The following is a 19815-nucleotide window of genomic DNA, read 5'->3' on the forward strand; positions in this document are numbered from 1 at the left end:
AGCGCGGCACGCGCGTCTCGAACCATGAAGCCGCAGTCGGGCCTCTATCCTTCGAGACGCCGCGTTCCGCGGCTCCTCAGGATGAGGAGTTGACTACTCATCCCGCCATGTCGGCGTGCGCTTCTCGATGAAGGCGCCGATGCCTTCCTCGGCGTCGCGCGCCATCATGTTCTCGGTCATCACCTCTGCGGCATAGCGATAGGCGTCCGCAAGGCTCATTTCGGCCTGGCGGTAGAAGGCCTCCTTGCCGAGCTTGACGGTATAGGCGGATTTGAGCGCGACCTGTTGCGCGAGCTCGATCGCGGCGCCGAGTTCGGTGCCGGCAGGCACGACGCGATTGACGAGCCCGATCTCGCGGGCGCGGTCGGCCGTGACAGGCTCGCCCGTCAGCAGCATCTCCATCGCCTGCTTGCGCGGCACGTTGCGCGACAGCGCCACCATCGGCGTCGAGCAGAACAGGCCGATATCGACACCGGGCGTCGCGAACTTCGCGTCCTCCGATGCGATCGCGAGATCGCAGCTCGCAACCAGCTGGCAGCCGGCCGCGGTCGCGATGCCCTGGACGGCGGCGACCACGGGCTTGGGCAGATGCACGACCGCCTGCATCATCGCGCTACAGGCATTCATCATCTCGGCGAAGAAGGCGCGGCCACGGTCCGGGTCAGCGCGGCGCGCGGTCAGTTCCTTCATGTCGTGGCCGGCGGAGAAGGCGGGACCGTTGGCCGCGATCACCACGCCGCGGACGGCCTTGTCGTCGCGGATCTCGTTGAGCTCGGCATGCAGGGCCGCGATCATCGCCGCCGACAGGCTGTTGCGCGCAGCCGGGCGGTTGAGCGTCAGGACCGCGATGGGGCCAATGGTCTCACGCAGCAGGATCTGCGGTTGCGGGGAGGGGGCGCGGGCGGCCTGGACGGACATTGACGCGACTTCCGTGGAATGATTGCAATTGGATGACACCAATAACTTAATGTACCAGGGCAAGCGAAGCGAGGGTGGGGAACGGCATGGCGTTAGCGAAAATGAGCGTGGCGGAGCTCGAGCAGTTTCTCCGTGACGAGTTTCCCCAGGCCTTCAGCGGCGACGACATCACGATCGAGAGCGCGGACGGCCAGACCAGCCTTTTGCGCCAGCGCTACAGCGAAAGGATGCTGCGGCCGGGTGGAACCGTGTCGGGCCCGACGCTGATGGCGCTGGCCGATTTCGCGATGTACGTGGTGCTGCTGTCCGCGATCGGGCCGATCGGGCTCGCGGTCACCACCAATCTCAACATCAATTTCCTGCGCAAGGGCCAGCCCGGGCAGGATGTGCTGGCCGAGGCCCGGCTGCTCAAGCTCGGCAAGCGCCTGGCGGTCGGGGAGGTGAACCTGTTGTCCGGGACCTCACCCGATCCGATCGCCCATGTCACCTCGACCTATTCCATTCCAAATGTTTGAGCTTTTTGCAGGTAATATAGCACCATATTTTTAAATTGTTGATTTTGCTTAAGTAATTTCCGTCGTGTAGCATTGACCGTTGCGCGTCTCTTCTCTAGAAACCCGCGCAGTCCGGCGCGGTGTTCGCGCCGATGCTCCCCGTCCACGGAAACTCTGACATGAAAACCTTTTCGGCAAAGCCGGCCGAGGTGACGAAGAAGTGGGTGCTGATCGACGCCAAGGGTCTGGTCGTCGGCCGTCTCGCCACCATCGTCGCCATGCGCCTGCGCGGCAAGCACCTCCCGACCTACACCCCGCACGTTGATTGCGGCGACAACGTCATCATCATCAACGCGCAGCATGCGGTCCTCACCGGTCGCAAGCGCGAGCAGAAGACCTACTACAAGCACACCGGCTATGTCGGCCACGTCAAGGAGCGCACCGCGCGCCAGATCCTCGAGGGTCGTCATCCCGAGCGCGTGCTCGAGAAGGCCGTCGAGCGCATGATCCCGCGTGGTCCGCTCGGTCGCGTGCAGATGGGCAACCTCCGTGTTTACGGCGGCGCCGATCATCCGCACGAGGCGCAGCAGCCCGAGAAGATCGATATCGCCAAGTTGAACCGCAAGAACACGAGGGCCGCATAACATGGCCGAATCCATCCAGTCGCTCGACCAGCTCTCGCAGCTCAAGACGGCGGCGGCGCCCGAGGCGCCCAAGCACGAGAAGAAGGTCGACAAGTTCAACCGCGCCTATGCCACCGGCAAGCGCAAGGACGCGGTCGCTCGCGTGTGGATCAAGCCGGGCGCCGGCAAGGTCACCGTCAACTCGCGCGAGGTCGAGGTCTATTTCGCCCGTCCCGTGCTGCGCATGATGATCGAGCAGCCGTTCTCGGTGGCCCAGCGTTCGGGCCAGTACGACGTGATCTGCACCGTCGCCGGCGGCGGTCTGTCCGGCCAGGCCGGCGCGGTCCGTCACGGCATCTCCAAGGCGCTCACCTATTTCGAGCCGGAGCTGCGCTCCGTGCTCAAGAAGGGCGGCTTCCTCACCCGCGACTCGCGCGTGGTCGAGCGTAAGAAGTACGGCAAGGCCAAGGCCCGCCGGTCCTTCCAGTTCTCGAAGCGTTAATCGCTTCGGTCGCATTCGCCGCGAAAGCGGCTTCAATGAGATGCAAAAGGGCGCTGATTTTCAGCGCCCTTTTTATTGTTCGTTTGTATGCAAATTGACGACGAGTTTCCGGAAAACTTGCGGACGCGCGAAAACCTGAATGGAACCCGCGGGCCATAGCGTCGCATTCGGAAGGGCGCGCAAATCGGATGTGCCGATCGCGTAACTGCTATGTTTTCAAGGGGGCCGACATGATGTCGCTCGATAGCATCACGCTCTATTTGGTTGCCACCATGGTTGCCGCACTGCTCGGCGCCATGATGGTGTTCTTCGGCAAGCAGGAGAACAGTCCTGCGCTGAAATGGTGGGGCACCGCCTATCTGCTCGGCGCCGCCTCCGTCGCACTGTGGACGGCGGCCGGCGAGAGGCTGGGGCCGCATCTCTATCTGGCGTTAAATGCCGTCGGCTTCGTGGCCTGCGGCATGGTGTGGAATGCTGCGCGCGTCTTCCACGGGCGCAAGCCGAACTGGCCCGGCCTCGTGCTCGGCGCGCTCGCCTGGGTCGCCGCCGTGACGCTGCTCGATCCCACGGCGTCCATGCTGCGCATGATCATCGGCGCCGGCATCGTCTCGGTGTACGCGGCGGTGACGGCGAGCGAGCTCTGGGTCGAGCGGCGCAAGAGCCTGCAGCGGCGCTGGCCGGCCTTCGTCGTGCCTGTCATGCACGGCTGCGTGCTGATGCTGCCGATCCTGATCGGCAGCTTCCTGCGCCCGCACGATGCCGGCTTCTCGTCGAGCATCTGGGTCACCGTGTTCGCGGTCGAGCTCGTGCTCTACGCCGTCGGCACCGTCTTCGTGATCTTCATGCTGGTCTCGGAGCGCACCGTCACCGCGCACCGGACCGCGGCGTCGACCGATCCGCTCACCGGCATGCTCAATCGCCGCGGCTTCTCCGAAGCCTGCGGCCGCGTGATCGATCGGGAGGCCAAGGCCGGACGGCCCGTCACCGTGATGATCTTCGACATCGACCACTTCAAGTCGATCAACGACCGCTTCGGCCATCCCGCCGGCGACGAGATGCTGAGACTGTTCTCGACCGTCGTCGTCAACAATCTGCGCATCTCCGACCTCTCGGGCCGCATCGGCGGCGAGGAGTTCGCCGCGCTCCTGCCGTGTGCGCTGGAGGAGGGCGTGCTCGTGGCCGAGCGCGTGCGCGAGGCGTTCGAGACCTCCGGCGTCGTGGTCGATGAAGGCCCGGTCGACACCACCGTCAGCATCGGCGTTGCCGGCGGTCCGGCCGGCACCGAGCTCGAGGTGCTCTTGGCCTCGGCCGACACCGCGCTCTACCAGGCCAAGCGCGGCGGCCGTAACCGCGTCGAGGCGGCGGAGGAGCTGCCGCTGTCGCTGGAGAACTGGCGCCGCCAGAGCGCCGCGCGGGTCGGTGCGCCGCAGGCGCGTCCGGTCACGGCGTAAGCTCGAGGGCGGCCCTGCGGTAATCCGCTGTTTACCAATCGATCCCTACCATTGCGGTCATGGAATCGATCCGTCGACAGAACCCGCAGGCCGCCCTGATGTCGCTCGAAGCGCAAGCAGCCTCGGCACGCGGCGGCTTCGCCTGCCTGTTCTCGACCGCGGACGAATACGAGACCGCGCTGATCACCGCGCGCCGTGCGCAGGGGCGCTATACGCAAGGCCGCAGCTACTGGCCGCTGGCTCTTTTCATCGGTTGCGCGCTGATCGTGGCGGGCACGGTTCTGCTGTTCGCCTGACAGCGCCCGCATTTTTGCTCCACCAGGGCGCCGTTTCGGCGCCTTTTTCTTTGCGGCGGTCTGCGGTAGACACGGCCATCAAACAAAAGGGTGGAAACCGATGATCACCGAGATCGCGCAAATCGACGTCAAGCCGGGCAGCGAGAAGGATTTTGAGGCCGCCGTCGCCAAGGCCAAGGCCGCCTTCGGCCGCTCCAAGGGTTTTCACGGCTTCGAGCTGCACAAGTCGATCGAGAAGCCGCAGCGTTACCGGCTGATGGTGAAGTGGGCGACGCTGGAAAACCACACCGTCGATTTCCGCGGCTCGGAGAATTTCACCGAATGGCGCGGCCTCGTCGGCCAGTATTTTGCAGCGCCGCCGGAGGTCGAGCACACCGAGACCGTGCTGACCACGTAAGGCAGGCTCTATTTCTGGAGCATGATCTTTTCGGAAAACCGCTGCGCACTTTTCCGGACCATGCTCTACGCCGCCTCCGCCAGAGGAGGCGCCTCATACGTCTTGAAATGGTCGATCATGACCTTGGCGATGGCGACCAGCGGGAGCGCCAGCGCGAGGCCCCAGATTCCGAACACGACGCCGAGCAGGATCTGGAACGCGAACAGCGTGGCTGGCGGGATGTCGAGCGCCTGCCGCTGCAGCAGCGGCGTCAGCACGTAACTCTCCATGGCGTGCACGCCCATGAAGAGCAGAAAGGCCGACAGCGCCGGGATCCAGCCCGAGGCGAGGCTCGCCAGCACCACGACGACGCCGGCGATGATGGCGCCGACGGTCGGGATGAAAGCGAGCAGGCCGGCCTGAATCCCCAGGATGAACGAGCCGGGAATGCCGATGATGGCGAGCCCGATCCAGGTTACGACGCCAACCGCGATCATGACGATGATCTGTGCGATCAGCCAGCGCTCAAGCGTCTCCGCCGTCCGATCGATGATGAGCGCGACGCGGGTGCGATACTTCGCAGGCGCGAGGAACAGCAGGCCGTCGTGATAGACGGCGGGCTGGGCGGCGAAGGCGAGCCCCAGAAACAGCACGATGAAGATGTTGCCGACGGCGCTGATCGCGCCGAACAGCAGCTTGAAGGTCTGGCTTACGATCGCCCCGCCGCTGGAGGCAAGCGCGCCCGCGCCCGGTAGGCCGCCGTGGGAACTGGGGCTCGGGGCGGGCGCCGACGTCTCGTCGGTTGAGGCCGCAGGCGCGGCATTGCCGAGATCGAACACGCTGGTGTCGATGCCGTGGTTCTCCAGGAAGGACCGGACGTTGGTGATCTGCGACTTGATGGTCTTGCTGAGCAGGGAGGCCTGCTCGGCGATGGTGGCGCCGCCGAGATAGGCAACGCCGGCGAGCAGCACCGCAAGGACGAGGCAGACGATCGCGAGCCGCATCGTATGTGGCAGGTGAACGCGCCGTCCGAGCGCATTGGTCAGGGCGTTGAGGCCGACGCCGAGCAGCATGCCGGTGAAGATCAGGAGCAGGGTGGCCGCAAAGTGCCAGGTGAAGACCAAGAGCGCGGTGAACAGAACGACGCCGATGCCGCCGACCGAGATCGCCCAGGCCTGATCGGTGCGGGTCCGGGGCCGTTCTTCTCTGGAAATGGTCACATCGGGTCCTTTTCGGGAACGCTGCAGGCGGCCACTCTTTCGCGAAATTCCAGCGGGGATCAAGCCGGGTCCAAGTGTGGGCTTGGTGCCGGCCTGGTGCCGATTTGACGCGTCCGGCCTGAAAGCATCAACGCCCCGGGCACCAAAAGGGGCCATATCCGCGCATTGGGCCCGCCATTTGCGCGAAAATAGCATTGCCGTCCCGCGATCCCTTCGGTTGAATTTGTTCCATGCCAGGGGCATGTTTGGAGAATCTTCTTAACGCGGGAGGTCGGAAGGACAGATGAGAAAGCCGGTCGTCGGCGTGATCGGGAATGCCCATCGCGTCGAGAATCGATTTCAGGTCCAGATGGTCGGCGAGCGCAATTTGCGCGCCGTGGCCGAGGTCTCCGGCGGCTTGCCGGTGATGTTCGCGGGCTCCCCCGATATCACGGACATCGGGGCGCTGCTCGATACCGTCGACGGCATCATCCTCACGGGCGCCCGGGCCAACGTGCATCCGACCCGTTTCAACGTCGATCCCTGCGAGAAGCACGAACCCTACGACATCCATCGCGACGAGGTGGCGCTGGCGCTCTCGGTCGCCTGCGTTGCCCGGGGCGTGCCGCTGTTCGGCATCTGTCGCGGCCTCCAGGAGATGAATGTCGCCTTCGGCGGCTCGCTGCATCCCGAAATCCGCGAGATCCCGGGCCGCATGAACCACCGCATGCCCCGGCTCGAGAACGGCGAGATCCATCCCGATCCGACCGTGGTGTTCGCCGACCGCCACGACGTCGACCTGACGCCGGGAGGCGCCTTCGCAAAGATTCTCGGCTGCGAGAAGATCAGGGTCAATTCGCTGCACGGCCAGGGCATCCTGGACCCCGGCAAGCGGGTGCTGATCGAGGGTATCGCCGAGGACGGCACCATCGAGGCGATCCGCATCGCGGAGGCCCCGACCTTTGCGCTCGGCGTGCAATGGCATGCCGAATACGACCCGCAGCACAATCCCATCAACCGCAAGCTGTTCGAGGCTTTCGGCGAAGCACTGGTGGCGCGGCAGAAGGCGGCGGCGTAGGCAAACTCTCATCCCGCCGTCATTGCGAGCGGAGCGAAGCAATCGCGCGCTCGAAATTCGGACGAGATAAACCAATCAGTAGGAATTGGTCCGCGCTGATTTTCGCGGCTCTGATTTGTTCTTTGAGAACGAAGTGGAGTCAGATGCAGAACGAAGGCTGACGGCGCGAAGGCGAACACTAACTCGTCGTCGCCGGTATCCGCCGCGCGCGATACGCCTGCGGCGACATCAGGGTCAGCTTGCGGAACGCCTTGCGAAAGCTGCTCTCGTCCTCGTAGCCGGCCGCGCGGGCGATGGTCTTGACCGGCTGCGTCGTCGTCTCCAGGAGCGTGCGCGCATGCTCGACGCGGCGGCGCATGATGAAGGCCTGCGGCGGCTCGTGCGTCAGCTCCTGAAACTTGCGGTTCAGCGTGCGCTCGCTGAGGCCGAGCGCATTCGCGAGGCGCTTGACCGTCATCGGGCTTTTGCCGGTGCGGCGAACCAGAAGGTCGGCCCGGGTCAGCAGCGGGTCCTGCGACAGCAGATAGCCGACGGGCATGAAGATCGACTGGGTGCGCTGCGCGGTGTCGATCACGACATAGTCCGCGCAGAGTTTGGCAATTTCTTTCCCATCCACCATCTCGATCAGCCTGAGCAGCAGATCGACCCACGACATTGGTCCGGCCGCACAGACGATGCGGTCGGTCGCGGTGATGACGGCGTCGGCAGCGAGGTCGATCGAGGGATGCCGCTGCCGCAGCTCGCCTTGCAGCCACCAGGTGATGGTGGCGCGGCGGTTATCGAGCAGGCCGGCGCCTGCGAGCAGGAAGACGCCGCTGCAAAAGGCGCCGATCAGGCGGCCGTTTGCATGCTGTTGCCGCAGCCAGGCGCCGGCACGGGCATATTGCGGCTTTAGCCGCGCGGCCGTGACGTGATCGACGAGGTTGCCGGGGACGAGGATCGCATCGAAGCTGCCGCGTTTGCCGATCGCGCCGTCGACCGCGACCATCTGGCCGCCGCCGGCGCGCACGGCCCGGCCGTCGAGCGACAGCGTCTGCCAGGTGAAGCGCGATTTTGCGCCGCCTTGCTGCATCACATGATTGGCGAGCGACAGCACGTCGGCGACGCCGGCGATCGCCGAATGCATGCAACCTTCCAGCGCGAGAATTGCGAGCTTCATGGGACCTCCAGCAGGATGCGGCGATCCTAGCCGATCGCCGCGCCCGCGCGTGGCGGAAATTGCCCGATCTCTGGCTTATCCGCCACTGCCTTGCCGGGCCTGCCGGGTCCAAATTCGCCGCGTCGTCACCCGACATGATTGGAGAGAGACATGCCTTACATCACCATTTCCACCGTCCGCGGCATCCTGGACGCCGCACAGAAGAAGACGCTGCTCGAGCGGATCACCGACCTGATGGTCGAGGTCGAAGGGCAGGGCAGTGCGGATTTCCGCCGCAACGTCTGGGTCCGGATCGAGGAGCAGGAGCCCTCGCACTGGTCGCTCGGCGGCATGCAGCCGACGAGCGAGATCATCGCAAGCACGTTCGGCGCGATCGGAGCCGATGGCGTGAGGGTGGCACGGTAGCAGCGCCTGGCGCGGGGCGGATCAGCCCAAGGCCTGTCCCCAAGGCATGGTCCGCCACTGCCGCCGCTCAACGGATCACATCGCCATCCTGCATGGCCATTCCCCATTGCGTCGCACAATCGCGACGTTGGGTCTCCGCGCGCAGCATTGAGGTTCTCGAGAGGAACACCATATCCTCTGCAAGGGAGCCCTTGCCGTGCAGACCATGAAGGCGGCCCTCGTTGCGGCGATCACCGTCGTGGCTTTGACCTGCTGCCTCCTTCCCAGCTCAGCGGAGGAGAGCGGGCGTGTTGCACTGATCGTTTCGATCGACGGGGCCATTGGCCCGGCGTCGGCCAGCTACGTGAAGGAGGCTTTGGCCAAGGCGAGTGAACGGCGCGCCGAGGTCGTGCTTCTGAGAATGAACACGCCCGGCGGCCTCAATTCCAGCATGCGCGAGATCATCGCGGATGTGCTCGCCTCGCCCATCCCTGTTATCGGCTATGTCGCTCCTTCCGGCGCCCACGCGGCGAGTGCGGGGACCTATATCCTTTATGCGACCCACATCGCGGCGATGGCGCCAGGTACCAATATTGGTGCGGCGACGCCGGTGCAGATTGGCGGGCCGCTGCCGGGGCTGCCGAGCGGTGCGCCGGACAAGGGCGGAAAGGACAAGAAGGACGGTGACCAGCAGAGCGAGCCCAAGGATCATTCCAAGGATCAGCTCAAGGATCCTATGACGGCGAAGGCGACCAATGATGCGGTTGCTTTCATCCGCAGCCTTGCGGAGCTGCGCGGCCGCAATGCGGACTGGGGGGAGAAGGCGGTCCGAGAGGCTGCCACACTCTCTGCCAACGGCGCGCTGGAAGCTCATGCCATCGATCTCGTCGCGCGCGATCAGGCTGAATTGCTGAGGCAGCTCGACGGCCGTGTGGTGGAGGTTGCAGGCGGCAAGACGCAACGCCTCGCGACCAGGGATGCCGTCGTTGAAGCCGTCGACCCCGGACGGATATCGCGCTTCCTGGCGGTCATCACCGATCCGAACGTGGCGTTCATTCTCCTGATGATCGGCATCTACGGCCTGATCTTCGAATTCATGTCTCCCGGTGCCGTCGCCCCGGGAGTCGTCGGCGCGATCTGTCTGTTGATCGGCCTCTATGCGCTTAATCTGCTGCCGGTCAACTATGCCGGCTTCGCGCTGATGCTGGTCGGGCTCGTGCTTCTCACGATCGAAGCCTTCAACCCGACCGTGGTCGTCGGTCTCGGAGGAATCATCGCTTTCGTGCTGGGAGCCTTGATGCTTGTCAGGGGCGAGGCGCCCGGCTACCAGCTGTCGTGGTGGGTGATCGGCATCACTGCGGCCGTGTTCACCGGCTTCGCGCTCGTCGTGCTCGGTTCACTTCGGCGCGTCCGCTCGGCTCCTGCACTGGTCGGCGCGAAGGCCATGCGAGGCTTGCCTGCGGAGGTTCTCGACTGGAACGGGAACGAGGGTCATGTGTTCGCCCATGGTGAGCGCTGGCAGGCGCGCGGTGCCGAAACGTTCAAGCCCGGAGAGATGGCCGAAGTCGCGAGCGTCATCGACCTGACGCTGCTGATACGGCGCGCACCAGCCCGAACCGGCGAGGGAGGTCCATCATGATGCTGGAATATCTGACTTATGCGGCGCTTGCGCTGCTTGTCATCATGTTTCTATCCCAGGCCATTCGAATCCTGCGCGAATACGAGCGTGGCGTCATCTTTACACTCGGCCGCTTCACCGGCGTGAAAGGACCGGGCCTCATCCTCCTCATTCCGGTCGTGCAGCAACTCGTCAAGGTCGATCTCCGGGTGATGGTGCAGGTCGTGCCGCCGCAGGACGTGATTTCCCGGGACAACGTCTCCGTCAAGGTCAACGCCGTTCTGTACTTCCGCATCGTCGACCCCGAACGTGCCATCATCAAGGTCGGCGACTACATGGCCGCCACCAGCCAGCTCGCCCAGACCACGTTGCGCTCGGTCCTCGGCAAGCACGAGCTCGACGAGATGCTTGCCGAGCGCGACAGGTTGAACGCCGACATCCAGGAGATCCTCGACAAGCAGACCGACGTCTGGGGCATCAAGGTCACCGGCATAGAGATCAAGGACGTCGATATCAACGAAACCATGGTTCGCGCCATTGCCAAACAGGCTGAGGCGGAGCGCTTGCGGCGGGCCAAGGTGATCAATGCGATGGGCGAGCAGCAGGCTGCTGAAAAATTGGTCGAAGCCGGCCGGATTCTTGCGCAGGAGCCCCAGGCGATGCAGCTGCGCTATTTTGCGGCTCTGCACGACATCGCGGGCGAACGGTCCTCGACCGTCGTCTTTCCTCTGCCGACAGGACTGCTCGACCATTTCATGCCGCGGCGGGACAACCCGTAGCGATTGGCAACGAGCTGACCCATCTTCGGCCTTAATGGGCGTATCGAATGTCGATCCCTACTTAAACGGGAGGACAATTCGATGACGAAGCCTACCGCCGGCCGAGCCAGCCGTCGCCAACGTCGAACATTCATGCTCGCCATTCCGCTGATCTCATTCGCACTCTGGTCCGGCGGCATCGGCGCAGCGGCGTACGCCGCAGAGCCGGGCAAGGACGCTGCGGCCGGCAGCCTGCCGCGCATTCTCGTGCTTGCGACGGGGGGCACCATCGCGGGCCAGGCCGACCCGCGTGCGACCGGCGCGTACAAATCCGGCCAGATCACCGGCGAACAGCTGATGGCGTCGGTGCCGGGGCTGGACAAGCTGGCGAAGCTGAACGCCGAACAGATTTCGTCGATCGGGTCCCAGGACATGAACGACAAGGTCTGGTTTGCGCTGGCCCGCCGCATCCAGGAGGCCTTCGACAAGAACGAAGCCGACGGCATCCTCATTACCCACGGCACCGATACGCTCGAGGAGACCGCGTTCTTTCTCGACAATGTTGTGCGCGGCGACAAGCCGGTGGTGATCGTCGGCTCGATGCGGCCGGCGACGGCCGTCAGCGCGGACGGCCCCGGCAATCTCTACGAGGCGGTGCAGGTGGCGGCCGATCCGCGCTCGCGCGGCCGCGGCGTGATGGCCGTGCTGAACGACAAGATTCAGGGCGCGCGCTCGGTCACCAAGACCAATACGACGAGCATCGAGACCTTCAGCTCCCCCAATGACGGCCCGATCGGCTATGTCGACACCGCCGGCGGCATCCGTTTCATGACCCAGGCCGCCGGCTTCAAGCGCGCGACCTATCAGCTTCCCACGGGCGAGCAGTTGCCGCGCGTCGAGATCGTCTACTCGCATGCCAACATGGATGCCGTTCCGATCGAGGACGCTATTTCCCATGGTGCCAAGGGCATCGTGCTGGCCGGCGTCGGCGACGGCAACACGTCCAAGTCCGCCCTCGATGCGCTCGAAGCGGCCGCCAAGAAGGGCATCATCGTCGTCCGCTCGACGCGGGTTCGCTCCGGCTTCGTCACCCGGAACGTCGAGGTCGACGACGACAAGAACGGGTTCGTGGTGTCGGAGGATCTCAATCCCCAGAAGGCGCGCGTGCTCACGCAATTGCTGATCGCGAGCGGCGTGACGGCGCCGGCCGACCTGCAGAAGGCCTTTACGGCGACGTGGTGATATATCTTGTAGGGTGGGTTAGCCGTGCGGATTGTGCGAAGCGCAATCCGTACGGCGTAACCCACCTCTTCTGCTCGCTCGGGTAGAGACAGTGGTGGGTTACACATTGCAAATGCGCTTCGCACATCTGCAATGCCAACCCACCCTACGGACCCTACGTCCCAAACGAAAAGGCGCCCCTTTCGGAGCGCCTTTTGCTTGTTGCAGAGAGTTCGGGCCGATTAGCCCGAATAGTACATGTCGAACTCGACCGGGTGCGGGGTCATCTCGAAGCGTTCGACCTCGGTCATCTTCAGCTCGATATAAGCGTCGATGAAGTCGTCGTCGAACACGCCGCCGTTCTTGAGGAAGCCGCGGTCCTTGTCGAGGTTTTCCAGCGCCTCGCGCAAGCTGCCGCAGACGGTCGGGATCTGCTTCAGCTCTTCCTTCGGCAGGTCGTAGAGGTCCTTGTCCATCGCCGGACCCGGATCGATCTTGTTCTTGATGCCGTCGAGGCCGGCCATCAGCATCGCGGCGAAGCCGAGATAGGGATTGGCAAGCGGATCGGGGAAGCGCACCTCGACACGCTTGGCCTTCGGCGAAGCGGTGTAGGGGATGCGGCAGGAGGCCGAGCGGTTGCGCGCGGAGTAGGCGAGCAGCACGGGAGCCTCATAGCCCGGGACCAGACGCTTGTAGGAGTTGGTCGACGGGTTGGTGAAGGCGTTGATCGCCTTGGCGTGCTTGATGATGCCGCCGATGTAGTGCAGGCAGGTCTCCGACAGGTCGGCATACTTGTTGCCGGCGAACACCGGCTTGCCGTCCTTCCAGATCGACTGGTGCACGTGCATGCCCGAGCCGTTGTCGCCATAGACCGGCTTCGGCATGAAGGTGGCGGTCTTACCGTAGATATGCGCGACCTGATGGATGCAGTACTTGTAGATCTGCAGGTGGTCGGCCATCAGCGTCAGCGTGTCGAACTTCATACCGAGCTCGTGCTGGGCGGAAGCGACCTCGTGGTGATGCTTCTCGACCTTGACGCCCATCTTGGCCATGGCGCCGAGCATCTCGGAGCGCATGTCTTGCACCGAGTCCTGCGGCGGGACCGGGAAGTAGCCGGCCTTGGTGCGGATGCGGTGGCCGAGGTTGCCGCCCTCATATTCCGTGTCGGTGTTGGTCGGCAGCTCCGAGGAGTCGAGGCGGAAACCGGTGTTGTAGGGGGAGGAGGAGAAGCGCACGTCGTCGAACACGAAGAACTCGGCTTCGGGGCCGACGAACACGCTGTCGCCCACGCCCATCGACTTCACCATGGCTTCGGCCTTCTTGGCGATGCCGCGGGGGTCGCGGTTGTAGGGCTCGCCGGTGGTCGGCTCGAGCACGTCGCAGGTGATGACCATCGTGGTCTCGGCGAAGAACGGATCGATCGTCGCGGTCACCGGATCGGGCATCAGACACATGTCGGACTCGTTGATCGCCTTCCAGCCGGCGATCGAGGAGCCGTCGAACATCGTTCCTTCGGCGAAAATGTCCTCATCGATCATGCTGACGTCGAACGTGACGTGCTGCCACTTGCCGCGCGGATCGGTGAAGCGCAGGTCGACGTATTTGACGTCGTTGTCCTTGATCGATTTCAGGACGTCTTTGGCGGTCTTCATGCATACCCCTTTTGGCTCTGCGGGTCGGTTTCCAGATGAGCAAAATTATTCTCGCTTGGGCGAGTTTTGCGCGACCGCACAAACGAAATCAGGCCGCCGAAGCAGCCTTATTTCTTGTCAGAGTGTCGCAAAATGCGGGATAGCACCCGGCTCAGATAGCGTCCAGCCCGGATTCGCCGGTCCGGATGCGGATCGCCTCTTCGATGTTGGAGACGAAGATCTTGCCGTCGCCGATGCGCCCGGTTTGCGCCGCGCGGCGGATCGCGTCGATGGCGCGCTCGACCAGATCGTCGCCGATCACGATCTCGATCTTCACCTTGGGCAGGAAATCGACGATGTATTCTGCGCCGCGGTAAAGCTCGGCGTGACCCTTCTGCCGGCCGAAGCCCTTGGCTTCGGTGACGGTGATGCCCTGAAGGCCGACTTCCTGAAGCGCTTCCTTCACCTCGTCGAGCTTGAACGGCTTGATGATGGCTTCGATTTTCTTCACTGCGCGCCTCCCGGCCTTTCGATCAAATAGCAACGTCTTCGTCAGGATGCGCTTTTCTTAAAGCACGATGTTGTCTTCGCTATGCCGGGATCCCTGACCAGTCCGGCAACAACGGCCGGCCACACCCTGATAAATGCCAGTGAGCACGACGAACCGAAGCAGCTTCCTCGAAAGCAGGGTCTATGCCAAGTTGCAAATGCCCTGATTATTGGAGCGTTATCAGCCTTTTAACGAGCATCTCTGATAGGTGGTGCCGACGGGCCAAAATACCGAAGACTACGAAATAGGCAAACAGTTCAGTATCTGTGCAAATCTGTGTTCCGGGCGCCGGATCGGCACAAAAGATGCCTGTTGAAGAGGCGTTGTACCAGGGAAGTGGCATGGAAGTTCTGACCAACGCCGAAATGCAGCGCGCCGACCAGCTCGCGATCGCGGCCGGGACACCCGGCTTCAAGCTGATGCTGAGCGCCGGCCAGGCGGTTGCGGCGGCCGCCAACGTACTGGTGGAGGAGGGGCCGATCCTGATCGTGGCCGGCCCCGGCAACAATGGCGGTGACGGTTTTGTCGCAGCCGCCGAGCTCGCCGCGCAAGGCCGCGAGGTCTCGGTGATCCTGATGTGCGAGCGCGACCAGCTCCAGGGCGATGCGGCCTCCGCCGCGCGCGGCTGGAAGCACCCGGTGCTCCCGTTCAATCCGCAGGCGATCGGAAGGCCCGCGCTGATCATCGACGCGCTGTTCGGCGCCGGCCTCAGCCGCTCCGTCGAGGGCGAGGCGCGGGAGATGATCGAGGCGATCAACGCCAACGGCGCGCCTGTGCTGGCGGTCGACCTGCCGAGTGGCATCAACGGCACCAGCGCGGCGGTGCTGGGCGTGGCGGTGAACGCCACCGAGACCGTCACCTTCTTCCGCAAGAAGCCGGCTCACCTGCTGCTGCCGGGACGGATGCATTGCGGCCGGGTGCGGGTTGCCGACATCGGTATCGACGCACAGGTGCTGGACGAGATCGGGCCGCAGATTTTCGAGAACGACCCGGATTTCTGGGGCGCGGCGTTTCCGGTGCCGCGCATCGACGGCCACAAATATGCGCGAGGGCACGTGCTCGCGGTCTCCGGCGACGCTGCCGCGACCGGCGCAGCGCGGCTCGCGGCGCGCGCGGCGCTGCGGTCCGGTGCTGGCCTCGTGACGCTTGCGAGCCCACGCGATGCGCTCGGCATCAATGCGGCCGCGCTCACCGCGGTGATGGTGCGCCCCGTCGATAGCGTGGTCGAGTTCGGCGAGCTGCTGGGCGACAAGCGCTACAGCACCTGCATCATCGGCCCCGGCACCGGCATCGGTGAGCGCACCTGCGACATGGTGCATACCGCGCTCACGGCGCAACGGCATCTGGTGCTGGACGCCGATGCGCTGACGAGCTTTGCCGCAAACCCCGAGCGCCTGTTTGAATCGATCAAGTCCTCGCACGACAGTGCGGTGGTGCTGACGCCGCACGAGGGCGAGTTTCCGCGCCTGTTCTCCGACCTCAGCAACAAGCATCCGGGCCGCTCCAAGCTCGAGCGCGTCCGGGCCGCCGCCGAGCGCTCCGGCGCGGTGGTGCTGCTGAAGGGGCCCGATACCACCATCGCCGCGCCCGACGGCCGCGCCACCATCGCCGCCAACGCGCCGCCCTGGCTCGCCACCGCGGGCGCCGGTGACGTGCTCTCCGGCATCATCGCCGGTCTTCTGGCGCAGGGCGTGCCCGCCTTCGAAGCCGCCAGCATCGGCGTCTGGATGCATGGCGAGGCGGCAAGCGAGGCCGGGCCGGGACTGATTGCGGAGGACCTGACCGAGACGCTGCCGGCCGTGCACCGGCGTATCTATGATGCGCTGGGAGTGGAGTACTAGTGCTGAGGCAGCTCGCGCTCGCCGACATGGGCGCGGTGGCGCAGATCCACCGGATCGCGTTCGACCAGGCGATGCCGTGGCTCGCCGGGTTGCACACGCCGGAGGAGGACCGCTGGTTCTATTGCGAGCGTGTCTTTCCGACATGCCAGGTTTGGGGCCGCTTCGATGGTGGCGAACTGAGCGGGATCATCGCCTTCAGCGATGGCTGGGTCGAGCAGCTCTACGTGCGCCCCGCAGCCCATGGCCTCGGCATCGGCACCGAGCTTCTCAACGTCGCCAAAAGCGCTTGCGACCGGCTGGAGCTTTGGACCTTCCAGCGCAACGCGCCGGCGCGACGCTTTTATGAGGCGCGCGGGTTCAGGCTGGTCGAGCAGACCGACGGGACGCGGAACGAGGAGAGGGAGCCGGACGCGCGGTACGTCTGGACGCGCTAACACCGATGGGGCGGGTAGGATGGGTAGAGCGCAGCGAAACCCATCATCTCAAACCTCGGCGCGATGGCGATGGGTTTCGCTGCGCTCTACCCATCCTACAAGGCCTCACTCCACCCCATACCAGCGCACCAGGCGTGGCGCGGCCCAGTCCGTCACAACCGACTCGATCAGCCATCGTCCGGGTGAGGTCGCCGCGAACGCGATGCGCTGGGTCTGGCCGGGCTCGATCGCGAGCGTGTCGAGCCAGTAGGGCTTCCAGCCGTCGTCGAGCTTGTCGAGCAGGCGGAACGGGTGGCCGTGCAGGTGGAAGACGGTGGTGGCGGGGGCGGGGTTCTTCAGGGCCAGAACGACGGTGCGGCCGGTCTTGGCGCGGAAGGCGGGGGCGGACGCCGTGGAGAAGCTTGCGGGCCGTGCCCAGCCGGCATCGGCCGCGCCGAGCGCGACATCGAACCGCAGGGCGCCTTTCAGATCGAGCTTCTCGGGGAGATCATTCGACGGCAGCGGCTGTGACGGCAACAGCGGCACGCGCCGCTCCGATTGGCCCGATACTTTGAGGCTGCCCACCCGGCGCGCCTCCTTGCCGTCATGCAGCAGGAATGCGGCCGATGTGGCCGTATCCACAAACGCGTCGGCCCGTCCGCCGGGCGCCAGCACCAGGGCGCCGTTGCGGGCCGGGAACGGCTCGGCGGGCTGCCCGTCCATGGCCATCACGCGAACCTCATGGCTTTCCAATTTGATCGCAAGAACAGTACGTTGGGAGCCATTGATAAAGCGCAGCCGCAGCCGTTCATTGGCCGCGGCTGAGAGTTCGAATGAGGTCTGTCCGTTGACCGTGTAGAGCGGTGTCGTGTCCGTCGGGTCCTGGCCTGGGAGAAGCGCGCTTCCGTCCGGCCGCAGGCGCCATTCCTCGATCAGCAGGATCTGGTCGCGATCGACGGCGACCGGGCTGGTCTCGACCGCGATGATCGGAAGCGGCCGCGCGGGCTGCTTCAGGCCGTCCTCGAAGAGACGGAAGTCGGCCAGCAGGGTTCCTGCATTAGCTATTGAAATAATTGATGTTTCTGTCGTGCTCGGAGCCGCCGGCGCGCGCCCCCGGAGCGGATCGGAAGCGGCCGGCGCATTGAGGCCGTACCAGACTGGTGCAAGCGGCACAGGCAGGTCGTTCCGGAACACCACCTCGCAGCGGTCAAAACGCTTGAGACGGACGTCCCTGAGGTGGCTTACGGCGGCCAGCTCCCAGATCGGTGTAGCCGGCTGATCTGGCCTCAGAGCCAGCGTTGAGGGCCTTGCCTGAAGCGCGAGCTGGGCGGTCACGGAGGGGCCGGCGCCGCCGGCGATCAACCCGGCCGCCGAGGCTCCGAGGCCTGCCAAAACCTGGCGTCTGTTCAGGTCAAAGATCCGCGGTTTCATGTCGCGATCCGGACCACGCCGCGCTGGATAAGTCCAGTCGTCATGCCTACTTGAAGCCTGCCGCCATCGGGCCATTTTTTTGCTGCGAACAGTCAGGCACATGTTATAAGCCCGGCCGCCCGCGGCATCGCGGCCGGTTTGGATGCAAATTCACGCGGGCGTGGCGGAACTGGTAGACGCGCCGGATTTAGGTTCCGGTGACGAAAGTTGTGGGGGTTCGAGTCCCTCCGCCCGCACCAAGCGCTTATCGCGTTTGCACGGATTACGGGGCCTGCTGCCGGCGGATGTTGTCCGCCTGAAGCCGGTCCGATGAACACCGGCGGTGAGGCGTTTGCCTCGCGCCGGATCGATTAATGACAGCGTCCCGACGCATGCGCGCCGGGGCCGAACGAAAAGAAGATTGGACGCCATGCAGGTCACAGAGACCCTCTCGGAAGGTTTGAAGCACGAGTTCAAGATCAGCGTTCCGGCGTCTGATCTCGACGCCAAGGCCGGCGCCAAGCTCGTCGATCTCAAGGACAAGGTCCGCATCAACGGCTTCCGTCCCGGCAAGGTGCCGGTGACGCACCTGAAGAAGGTCTATGGCCGCTCGGTGATGGCCGAGACCATCGACCAGACCATCCGCGATACCAACACGCAGCTGTTCTCCGAGCGCGGCTTCCGTCTCGCGACCGAGCCGAAGATCACGATGCCGACCGAGCAGGCCGAGGTCGAGGAGCTGCTGAACGGCAAGACCGATCTGACCTACACGGTCGCGATCGAGGTGGTGCCGTCGATTGCGCTCGCCGATTTCAAGACCTTCCAGGTCGAGAAGCCCGTTGCTGACGTGACCGATTCCGACGTCGACGAGGCGATCAAGCGCATCGCGGACAGCAACCGCGGTTATGCCGCGAAGGGCGAGGGCGACAAGGCCGCCTCCGGCGACCGCGTCACCATCAACTTCAAGGGCAGCATCAACGGCGAGGCCTTCGAGGGCGGTGCCGGCGAAGGCATCCAGGTCGTGATCGGCTCCAACACCTTCATCCCGGGCTTCGAGGAGCAGCTCATCGGCATCGGTGCGAACGAGACGCGCACGCTGAAGGTGACGTTCCCCAAGAACTACATGAGCGAGAAGCTCGCCGGCCAGCCGGCCGAGTTCGAGACCACCGCGACGACGATCGAGGCGCCGCAGGACGTCGCGATCGACGACGAGTTCGCCAAGACGCTCGGTCTGGAATCGCTGAACAAGCTGAAGGAAGCCGCGCGCGAGCGTCTGGTCGCCGAATTCGCCACCGCGACGCGCCAGCGCGTCAAGCGCGCGCTGCTCGACCGTCTCGACGAAGCGCATCGCTTCGAGGCGCCGCCCTCGCTGGTCGACGAGGAGTTCAATCTGATGTGGAACTCGGTCAAGGCCGAGATGGACTCCGCCGGCAAGACCTTTGCCGACGAGGACACCACTGAGGACAAGGCGAAGGAAGAGTACCGCAAGATCGCCGACCGCCGCGTGCGGCTCGGCCTCGTGCTCTCCGAGATCGGCGAGAAGAACAAGATCACCGTGACCGACGACGAGGTCGGCCGTGCCGTGATCGAGCGCGCCCGGCAGATGCCCGGTCGCGAGAAGGAGGTCTGGGACTATTACCGCAGCAACGCCCAGGCGCTGGCCCAGCTTCGTGCACCGATCTACGAGGACAAGGTCGTCGACTTCATCCTCGAGCTCGCCAACGTGACCGAGAAGAAGGTCTCGCGCGAGGATCTCTACAAGGACGACGAGGCGGAAAAGACCGCCGCCTGAAGACTCTAGAGCGTTTTCGAGCGAAGTGGATACCGGTTCGCGCGAAGAAGACGCGTCAAAAATAGAAGCTGGCGCCCCTTTCCGATTCCATCGGAACGGGG

General features: G+C 64.7%; 20 protein-coding genes and 1 tRNA gene. 15 read left to right on the top strand and 6 right to left on the bottom strand.

Going from position 1 to position 19815, the window contains the following annotated elements:
* Positions 1-93 precede the first annotated feature (93 nt).
* Positions 94-918 carry an enoyl-CoA hydratase gene (locus tag JQ603_RS01115; protein WP_212335945.1) on the bottom strand — a complete coding sequence of 275 codons (825 nt, stop codon included), beginning with the start codon at positions 916-918 and terminating at the stop codon, positions 94-96.
* 86 nt (positions 919-1004) lie between these two features.
* On the opposite strand from JQ603_RS01115, the gene JQ603_RS01120 reads away from it, so the two are divergent.
* The 6 genes from JQ603_RS01120 to JQ603_RS01145 all read left to right on the top strand — a co-directional run bounded on the left by JQ603_RS01120 (position 1005) and on the right by JQ603_RS01145 (position 4681).
* Positions 1005-1433 carry a PaaI family thioesterase gene (locus JQ603_RS01120; protein ID WP_025036650.1) on the top strand — a complete coding sequence of 143 codons (429 nt, stop codon included), beginning with the start codon at positions 1005-1007 and terminating at the stop codon, positions 1431-1433.
* A 158-nt stretch (positions 1434-1591) separates the two neighbouring features.
* Entirely contained in the window at positions 1592-2056 is a 465-nt protein-coding gene (gene rplM, locus JQ603_RS01125; protein WP_018642440.1) for a 50S ribosomal protein L13, read from the top strand.
* 1 nt (position 2057) lies between these two features.
* Positions 2058-2537 carry a 30S ribosomal protein S9 gene (gene rpsI / locus JQ603_RS01130; RefSeq protein ID WP_018642439.1) on the top strand — a complete coding sequence of 160 codons (480 nt, stop codon included), beginning with the start codon at positions 2058-2060 and terminating at the stop codon, positions 2535-2537.
* 230 nt (positions 2538-2767) lie between these two features.
* A complete protein-coding gene (locus JQ603_RS01135) occupies positions 2768-3988 on the top strand; it encodes a GGDEF domain-containing protein (RefSeq protein WP_212335946.1) in 1221 nt (406 codons plus the stop codon).
* Positions 3989-4047: 59 nt separating this feature from the next.
* Positions 4048-4284: a hypothetical protein gene (locus JQ603_RS01140; RefSeq protein ID WP_212335947.1), complete on the top strand. Its 237-nt coding sequence runs from the start codon at positions 4048-4050 to the stop codon at positions 4282-4284.
* 100 nt (positions 4285-4384) lie between these two features.
* A complete protein-coding gene (locus JQ603_RS01145) occupies positions 4385-4681 on the top strand; it encodes an antibiotic biosynthesis monooxygenase family protein (RefSeq protein ID WP_025036647.1) in 297 nt (98 codons plus the stop codon).
* A gap of 65 nt (positions 4682-4746) precedes the next feature.
* On the opposite strand, the gene JQ603_RS01150 is transcribed toward JQ603_RS01145, so the two are convergent.
* Positions 4747-5880: an AI-2E family transporter gene (locus JQ603_RS01150; RefSeq protein ID WP_212335948.1), complete on the bottom strand. Its 1134-nt coding sequence runs from the start codon at positions 5878-5880 to the stop codon at positions 4747-4749.
* 283 nt (positions 5881-6163) lie between these two features.
* On the opposite strand from JQ603_RS01150, the gene JQ603_RS01155 reads away from it, so the two are divergent.
* Complete coding sequence (locus JQ603_RS01155) at positions 6164-6937, top strand: gamma-glutamyl-gamma-aminobutyrate hydrolase family protein (protein WP_212335949.1); 774 nt, start codon at positions 6164-6166, stop codon at positions 6935-6937.
* A gap of 178 nt (positions 6938-7115) precedes the next feature.
* Here the strand turns inward: JQ603_RS01155 and JQ603_RS01160 are convergent, their stop codons facing one another.
* Positions 7116-8096: a GlxA family transcriptional regulator gene (locus JQ603_RS01160; protein WP_212335950.1), complete on the bottom strand. Its 981-nt coding sequence runs from the start codon at positions 8094-8096 to the stop codon at positions 7116-7118.
* A 150-nt stretch (positions 8097-8246) separates the two neighbouring features.
* Here JQ603_RS01160 and JQ603_RS01165 point away from each other — a divergent pair, with 150 nt between their 5' ends.
* From JQ603_RS01165 to JQ603_RS01180, 4 genes are all read left to right on the top strand, one after another.
* Positions 8247-8501, top strand: coding sequence for a tautomerase family protein (locus JQ603_RS01165; protein ID WP_212335951.1), 255 nt, complete (start codon positions 8247-8249; stop codon positions 8499-8501).
* A 196-nt stretch (positions 8502-8697) separates the two neighbouring features.
* A complete protein-coding gene (locus JQ603_RS01170) occupies positions 8698-10119 on the top strand; it encodes an NfeD family protein (RefSeq protein WP_212335952.1) in 1422 nt (473 codons plus the stop codon).
* Positions 10116-10877, top strand: coding sequence for a slipin family protein (locus JQ603_RS01175; RefSeq protein ID WP_063683133.1), 762 nt, complete (start codon positions 10116-10118; stop codon positions 10875-10877). Before JQ603_RS01170 ends, JQ603_RS01175 begins: the two co-directional genes overlap by 4 nt.
* A gap of 81 nt (positions 10878-10958) precedes the next feature.
* Entirely contained in the window at positions 10959-12098 is a 1140-nt protein-coding gene (locus tag JQ603_RS01180) for an asparaginase (protein ID WP_212335953.1), read from the top strand.
* A gap of 221 nt (positions 12099-12319) precedes the next feature.
* Here JQ603_RS01180 and glnA read toward each other — a convergent pair whose 3' ends face one another.
* Entirely contained in the window at positions 12320-13729 is a 1410-nt protein-coding gene (gene glnA / locus JQ603_RS01185) for a type I glutamate--ammonia ligase (protein WP_014494828.1), read from the bottom strand.
* A 151-nt stretch (positions 13730-13880) separates the two neighbouring features.
* On the bottom strand, positions 13881-14219 hold the full coding sequence (locus tag JQ603_RS01190; protein WP_007603495.1) for a P-II family nitrogen regulator: 339 nt from the start codon (positions 14217-14219) through the stop codon (positions 13881-13883).
* Positions 14220-14599: 380 nt separating this feature from the next.
* On the opposite strand from JQ603_RS01190, the gene JQ603_RS01195 reads away from it, so the two are divergent.
* Complete coding sequence (locus tag JQ603_RS01195) at positions 14600-16099, top strand: NAD(P)H-hydrate dehydratase (RefSeq protein ID WP_212335954.1); 1500 nt, start codon at positions 14600-14602, stop codon at positions 16097-16099.
* A complete protein-coding gene (locus JQ603_RS01200) occupies positions 16099-16533 on the top strand; it encodes a GNAT family N-acetyltransferase (RefSeq protein WP_212335955.1) in 435 nt (144 codons plus the stop codon). The genes JQ603_RS01195 and JQ603_RS01200 overlap by 1 nt, the downstream gene beginning before the upstream one ends.
* A gap of 105 nt (positions 16534-16638) precedes the next feature.
* On the opposite strand, the gene JQ603_RS01205 is transcribed toward JQ603_RS01200, so the two are convergent.
* Positions 16639-17943, bottom strand: coding sequence for a multicopper oxidase family protein (locus JQ603_RS01205; RefSeq protein WP_212335956.1), 1305 nt, complete (start codon positions 17941-17943; stop codon positions 16639-16641).
* A gap of 154 nt (positions 17944-18097) precedes the next feature.
* On the opposite strand from JQ603_RS01205, the gene JQ603_RS01210 reads away from it, so the two are divergent.
* Positions 18098-18182 (top strand) — tRNA-Leu (locus JQ603_RS01210).
* 170 nt (positions 18183-18352) lie between these two features.
* Positions 18353-19714, top strand: a complete 1362-nt coding sequence (gene tig, locus JQ603_RS01215) for a trigger factor (RefSeq protein ID WP_212335957.1) — start codon at positions 18353-18355, stop codon at positions 19712-19714.
* Positions 19715-19815: the final 101 nt, after the last annotated feature.

Origin of the sequence: Bradyrhizobium liaoningense (genome assembly GCF_018130825.1) — a bacterium.
GTDB lineage: Bacteria > Pseudomonadota > Alphaproteobacteria > Rhizobiales > Xanthobacteraceae > Bradyrhizobium > Bradyrhizobium liaoningense_B.